The organism is Streptomyces sp. WAC06614 (assembly GCF_003949795.1).
Taxonomy (GTDB): Bacteria; Actinomycetota; Actinomycetes; order Streptomycetales; family Streptomycetaceae; genus Streptomyces.
Map to the genome: position 1 here is coordinate 1 of NZ_RPRY01000383.1, position 6197 is coordinate 6197.

The window sequence follows — 6197 nt, forward strand, 5'->3', positions numbered from 1 at the left end:
GCCGCACCCGGAGCACGCCGCGCCGGAGCCCACCGTGCCGGAGCACGCGTCGCCGGAGCACCCGTCGCCGGACCACGCCGCGCAGGTGGACGTCGCGCAGGTGGACGTCGTACCGGAGCGCGCGGCAGCGGCCGAGGAGCGGGCGCCCCTGCCCGCGCGGGGAGCCGCCGGGGCCGGTGGACCGGTCCCCCGCGAACCCGTCCCGGCCACCGGCACCGGTCTTGACCCCGCGTCAGAGGTCGCGGCAGCGGCACCCTCCGCCCTGTCCGGCTTCGCCGCCGCGGCCCTGGCCCTGGCCGGTCCCGCGGGCGCCGCCGTGGCGCCCGTACCGGCGGACGGCCGACCGGCCGAGGAGCCCGCCCGGCCCGGGCCGGGGGCACCGGAACCCGCCCCCGTGCTGCCCGAGCCCCGCCCGCTCCACGAGGGCGGGCTCAACCCGACCGGCCGCCTCACCTTCGACACCGTCGACTACGCCGACGTGGTCACGCCCGAACGCGCCTACGACGCCCTGCACGCCTGGGCCGCGCCCGCCCTGGTGCGCCAGACCTACCTGCTCACCGGCCGCCGCCGGCTCGCCCAGGACGCGGTGGAACGGGCCTTCCGGGCGGCCTGGGACCGCTGGCCCGAGGTCGCCACCGACCCCGACCCGGTCGGCTGGATCCGCGCGGAGGCGTACGAGCGGGCGCTGAGCCCCTGGCACCTGTTCCGGCGCGCCCGCCGGCACCCCGACCGGAGCCCGGCCGATCCGGACGACCGGATCCTGATGGACGCCCTGCTGGCGCTGCCCCGCCGGCACCGCCGGGCCGTGCTGCTCTACGACGGGGTCGGGCTCGACCTGCCCGACACCGCCGCCGAACTGGAGGCCAGCACCCCGGCCACCGGTGCCCGGCTGGTGCGCGCGCACGCCGCCCTGGCCGCGCGGGTGCCCGGCCTGGCCGCCGTACCGCCGGCCTTGCGGTCGCAGGTGCTGCACGGCCGGCTCGGCGCCCTGGTGCCCGCCGTACGCCTCCTCCCGCGCCCCGCCTCCTCCGTACGGCGCAGCGGCGAGCAGCGGGCCGGTCTGTGGGCGCGGGCCGCGGTCGGGCTGACGGCGGCCATCGCGGTCGCCACGGCCTACACCGTCGCCACCGCGCCCACCCGGTACGTGCCGCTGGTCTCGCCCGGCACCAGCGTGACCGGCGTACCGCCGCACGCCGGTCCGCAGCCGCTGTCGGAGGAGGGCAAGGAGCTCCAGCAGAAGCTGCGGGAGGATCCGCACCCGGGCGCGGCCCGGCTGGTGCCACGGACCGAATGAGGGCCGCCGCCGGAGTCGCGCGGACACGACAACGGGCGTGGCCCGCACCCCGGAAGGGGGTGCGGGCCACGCCCGTCGTGCTCAAGGCTCACGCGGCCCTGGGGCCGCGGGCCGCCTGGCTGTGCGCCCGGGCGGCCGCGATCGGCCTCAGGCGCCCTGCGACTCGAGGATCTCGCGGGCCAGCTTGGCGGTCTCGGTCGGGGTCTTGCCGACCTTGACACCGGCGGCCTCCAGGGCCTCCTTCTTCGCCTGGGCGGTGCCGGAGGAGCCGGAGACGATGGCGCCGGCGTGGCCCATGGTCTTGCCCTCGGGGGCGGTGAAGCCCGCGACGTAGCCGACGACCGGCTTGGTGACGTTCTTCGCGATGAAGTCCGCCGCGCGCTCCTCGGCGTCGCCGCCGATCTCGCCGATCATGACGATCAGCTCGGTCTCCGGGTCGGCCTCGAAGGCCTCCAGCGCGTCGATGTGCGTGGTGCCGATGACCGGGTCGCCACCGATGCCGACGGCGGAGGTGAAGCCGATGTCACGCAGCTCGTACATCATCTGGTAGGTCAGCGTGCCGGACTTGGACACGAGACCGATCTTGCCGGGCTTGGTGATGTCGCCCGGGATGATGCCGGCGTTGGACTGGCCGGGGGTGATCAGACCCGGGCAGTTCGGGCCGATGATGCGGGTCTTGTTGCCCTTGGCGGTCGCGTACGCCCAGAAGGCGGCGGAGTCGTGCACCGCGATGCCCTCGGTGATGACGACGGCCAGCGGGATCTCGGCGTCGATGGCCTCGACGACGGCGGCCTTGGCGAAGGCCGGCGGGACGAAGAGGACGGAGACGTTGGCGCCCGTCTTCTCCATCGCCTCGGCGACCGAGCCGAAGACCGGGACCTCGGTGCCGTCGAAGTCGACGGTGGTGCCGGCCTTGCGCGGGTTCACGCCACCGACGATGTTCGTGCCGTCGGCCAGCATGAGCTTGGTGTGCTTCATGCCCGTGGCACCGGTCATGCCCTGGACGATGACCTTGCTGTCCTTGTTGAGGAAGATAGCCATGGTGAGTCTGTGACCTCGTCCCTTTACTTCGCAGCCGCAGCGAGCTCGGCGGCCTTGTCGGCCGCGCCGTCCATGGTGTCCACGCGCTGGACCAGCGGGTGGTTGGCGTCCGACAGGATCTTGCGACCCAGCTCGGCGTTGTTGCCGTCGAGGCGGACGACCAGCGGCTTGGTGACCGCCTCGCCGCGGTCCTCGAGGAGCTGCAGCGCCTGGACGATGCCGTTGGCGACCTCGTCGCACGCGGTGATGCCACCGAAGACGTTGACGAAGACGGACTTGACGTCCGGGTCGCCGAGGATGATCTCGAGGCCGTTGGCCATGACGGCGGCGGAGGCGCCACCACCGATGTCGAGGAAGTTGGCGGGCTTGACGCCACCGTGGTTCTCACCGGCGTAGGCGACGACGTCCAGGGTGCTCATGACGAGACCCGCGCCGTTGCCGATGATGCCGACCTCACCGTCGAGCTTGACGTAGTTGAGGTTCTTCTCCTTGGCCGCGGCCTCCAGCGGGTTCGCGGCGGCGTGGTCCACGAACTCCTCGTGGCCCGGCTGACGGAACTCGGCGTTCTCGTCCAGGGAGACCTTGCCGTCGAGGGCGATGACCTCGCCCGAGGCGACCTTGGCGAGCGGGTTGACCTCGACGAGGAGCGCGTCCTCGGCGATGAAGGTCTGCCACAGGGTCACGAGGACCTCGGCGACCTTCTCGGCGACCTCGGCCGGGAACTGCGCCAGGGCGACGATCTCGCGGGCCTTCTCGATGGTCACGCCCTCGTTGGCGTTCACCGGGACCTTGGCGAGCTTCTCCGGGGTCTCCTCGGCGACCTGCTCGATGTCCATGCCGCCCGCGACCGAGGCCATCGCCAGGAAGGTGCGGTTGGTGCGGTCCAGGAGGTAGGAGACGTAGTACTCCTCGACGATCTCCGGAGCGGTCTCCGCGATCATCACCTTGTGGACCGTGTGGCCCTTGATGTCCATGCCCAGGATGTCCGTCGCGCGGGCGACGGCCTCGTCCGGGGTGGCGGCCAGCTTGACGCCACCGGCCTTGCCGCGGCCGCCGACCTTCACCTGGGCCTTGACGACCGACTTGCCGCCCAGCCGCTCGGTCGCCTCGCGGGCCGCCTCAGGCGTGTCGATGACTTCACCGGCCAGCACCGGTACACCGTGCTTGGCGAAGAGGTCCCTCGCCTGGTACTCGAACAGGTCCACGCGCGTCCGTCCCTTGTCTTCAAAGATTCGCAGTGATCGCGGTTGTCTGCGTGGGCGTGCCGCGAGGGCAACGTGACGGCGCTGTCACAAGGGGAGCGCACACGGTGACCGTGGACGCGGCATGTCCGTCCGGCAGGTTATCCCCGAGGGACGTAGGACCCTAAATCACAGATCACACCTGAGCGGTGATACCTGTCACAGATCGCCTCACGTGTGAGCTGGAAATTCATGCGATCTCACCATTCCCTTCGTCCCGGTTCACGCCACGGGCACCGGCAGGGGCCGCTTCTCGATGGCCGCGGCCATCACGTCGGGGAAGAGGTCCGGGGTGCAGGCGAAGGCCGGTGCGCCCAGAGCCGCCAGGGCCGCGGCGTGCTCGTGGTCGTAGGCGGGGGCGCCCTCGTCGGACAGCGCGAGCAGGGTGACGAACTGGACGCCGGCCGCCTGCATCGCCGCCACCCGCTTGAGCATCTCGTTGCGTATACCGCCCTCGTAGAGATCGCTGATCAGGACGACGACCGTGTCGGCGGGACGGGTGATCCTGGACTGGCAGTAGGCGAGGGCGCGGTTGATGTCGGTGCCGCCGCCGAGCTGGGTGCCGAACAGCACGTCGACCGGGTCGTCCAGCTGGTCGGTGAGGTCCACGACGGCGGTGTCGAAGACGACCAGGCGGGTGGCGATCGACCGCATGGAGGCGAGGACCGCGCCGAAGACGGAGGCGTAGACGACCGAGGCGGCCATCGAACCCGACTGGTCGATGCAGAGGATCACCTCCTTCTTCACCGACTGCGCGGCCCGGCCGTAGCCGATCAGCCGCTCGGGGACGACCGTGCGGTATTCGGGCAGGTAGTTCTTGAGATTGGCGCGGATCGTACGGTCCCAGTCGATGTCGCGGTGACGCGGCCGGGAGATCCGGGCGGAGCGGTCCAGGGCTCCGGTGAGGGTGGCGCGGGTGCGGGTGGCGAGCTTCTTCTCGAGCTGCTCGACCACCGTGCGGACCACCGCGCGGGCCGTCTCCCGGGTGGTGTCGGGCAGGGCCTTGTTGAGCGAGAGCAGCGTGCCGACCAGGTGCACGTCGGGCTCGACGGCCTCCAGCATCTCGGGCTCCAGCAGCAGCGAGGACAGGCCGAGCCGCTCGATGGCGTCGCGCTGCATGACCTGCACCACCGAGCTGGGGAAGTACGTGCGGATGTCCCCGAGCCAGCGCGCCACCTTGGGCGCGGAGCCGCCGAGCCCGGCGGACCGCTCGGCCCCGGCCGGGCGGCGTCCGCCGTCCGCGGCGCCGGCGCCTCCGTAGAGGGCCCCGAGCGCGGCGTCCATCGCCGCGTCCCGCCCGGCGAGCGCCCACCCGGTCCCGTCGGCCTCTCCCCCGCCGAGCACCAACCGCCACCGCCGCATCCGCTCCCCCGCGTCCACGCCTGGGGCGACCCCCCACCCGGTATCGCCACCCTGCCCGCCATCGCCACCTTGCCTGCCCACTGCTACGCCGCTCTGGCCGTGCGTCATGTCGTGTTCCCCCTCTGTCGGTTCGGTTCGATTCGATTCGGTGCGGTTCGATTCGGTGCGGTGCTGTTGGTGCTTGCTGCGCCGTCCGTGCTGTCGGTGTCGTACGTGCTGCTGAGCACGCTGTCCGTGCTCGGCGCGGTGGCGGTGCCCGGCCGCACCAGCGCACCGCGGCCGCACTACGCCACCCAGCACCGGGCCGGGCCCCAGGCCCGGCCCGGGCCGGGCCTTGGCCGGGCCGGTCCGGGCCGGTCCGGGTCGGGCCGGTCCGGGCCCGGCCGGGGGCCGGGGGCCGGCCGAGCCCCGGCCCTGGCCCCGGCCGGGCCCCGGCCTTGGTCCGGATCGGGCTCCGGCCCTGGCCAGGCCCGGTCCGGGTCGGGGCCCGGCGGCCGGCCGGGCTCCGGCCCTGGCCCCGGCCGAGCCCCGGCCCTGGCCCCGGCCGAGCTCCGGCCCTGGTCCCGGTCGGGCTCCGGCCCTGGTCCCGGCCGGGGCCCAGTCGGGCCGGGCCTGCTCCGGCCTCGGTCGTGGTCCGGCCGAGGGCGGGGGCCCCGCCAGGCCGGGGCGGGAGGCCCGGTGGGACCGGCGCCGGTCCGGGTCCCGGGCCTGTTCCGGCCCTGGTCCGGGCAGGGCGGGGCCGGTCGGGCCCGGTCGGCTCCGGCCTTGGTCGCGGTCAGGCAGGGGCCGGGGTCGGGGTGTCGGCGGCGGTCAGGAGGAGGTGGACCAGGGGTTCCACCGCGGCGGCGCGGGCCTGGTCCAGCTCCGGGCCGAAGCCCTCGGTGGCGGCGCCGAGACGGTCCGCCGCGCCGGAGCTGCCGGGGCCACGGCGGACCAGTTCGCCCAGGGTCCGCCGGACCCCCGGCTCGTACGCCGCGAACGTGCGCCGCAGCAGCGGCAGGACGTCCGTGAACGCCCCGGCCGGCACCCCGGTCAGCCACGCGTCGATCAGGCCGCGCAGCCGCTCGTCGTGCACGAGCAGCGTGCCGCCGCCGGCGGCCCCGCCGACGAAGCCCTCGATCCAGCCCGCCGCGTCGGCGGGCGGCGCCGCGGGAGACAGCGCCAGCCCCATCAGGCGGGCGGTCTCCTCGGGCTCCAGCCGGCCGTCGTCCAGCAGCAGCCGCGCGGCCCGCCCCCGTATCCCCCCGGGCACCGTCTCC

Annotated in this window: 5 protein-coding genes; 1 reads left to right on the plus strand and 4 read right to left on the minus strand. The window is 74.1% G+C overall.

Annotation, left to right across the window (positions count from 1 at the left end):
- Positions 1-1294, plus strand: a 1294-nt coding sequence (locus EF918_RS31220) for a sigma-70 family RNA polymerase sigma factor (protein WP_260610831.1), incomplete at its 5' end; no start/stop codon positions are given.
- 147 nt (positions 1295-1441) lie between these two features.
- Here EF918_RS31220 and sucD read toward each other — a convergent pair.
- The 4 genes from sucD to EF918_RS31240 form a co-directional block, all read right to left on the minus strand.
- On the minus strand, positions 1442-2335 hold the full coding sequence (gene sucD, locus EF918_RS31225; RefSeq protein WP_125652289.1) for a succinate--CoA ligase subunit alpha: 894 nt from the start codon (positions 2333-2335) through the stop codon (positions 1442-1444).
- A 23-nt stretch (positions 2336-2358) separates the two neighbouring features.
- Complete coding sequence (gene sucC / locus EF918_RS31230) at positions 2359-3540, minus strand: ADP-forming succinate--CoA ligase subunit beta (protein ID WP_125652290.1); 1182 nt, start codon at positions 3538-3540, stop codon at positions 2359-2361.
- Positions 3541-3798: 258 nt separating this feature from the next.
- Complete coding sequence (locus EF918_RS31235; protein WP_125652292.1) at positions 3799-4938, minus strand: VWA domain-containing protein; 1140 nt, start codon at positions 4936-4938, stop codon at positions 3799-3801.
- A gap of 775 nt (positions 4939-5713) precedes the next feature.
- Positions 5714-6197: DUF5682 family protein (locus EF918_RS31240; protein ID WP_221889776.1), on the minus strand; the 484-nt coding region annotated here is incomplete at its 5' end.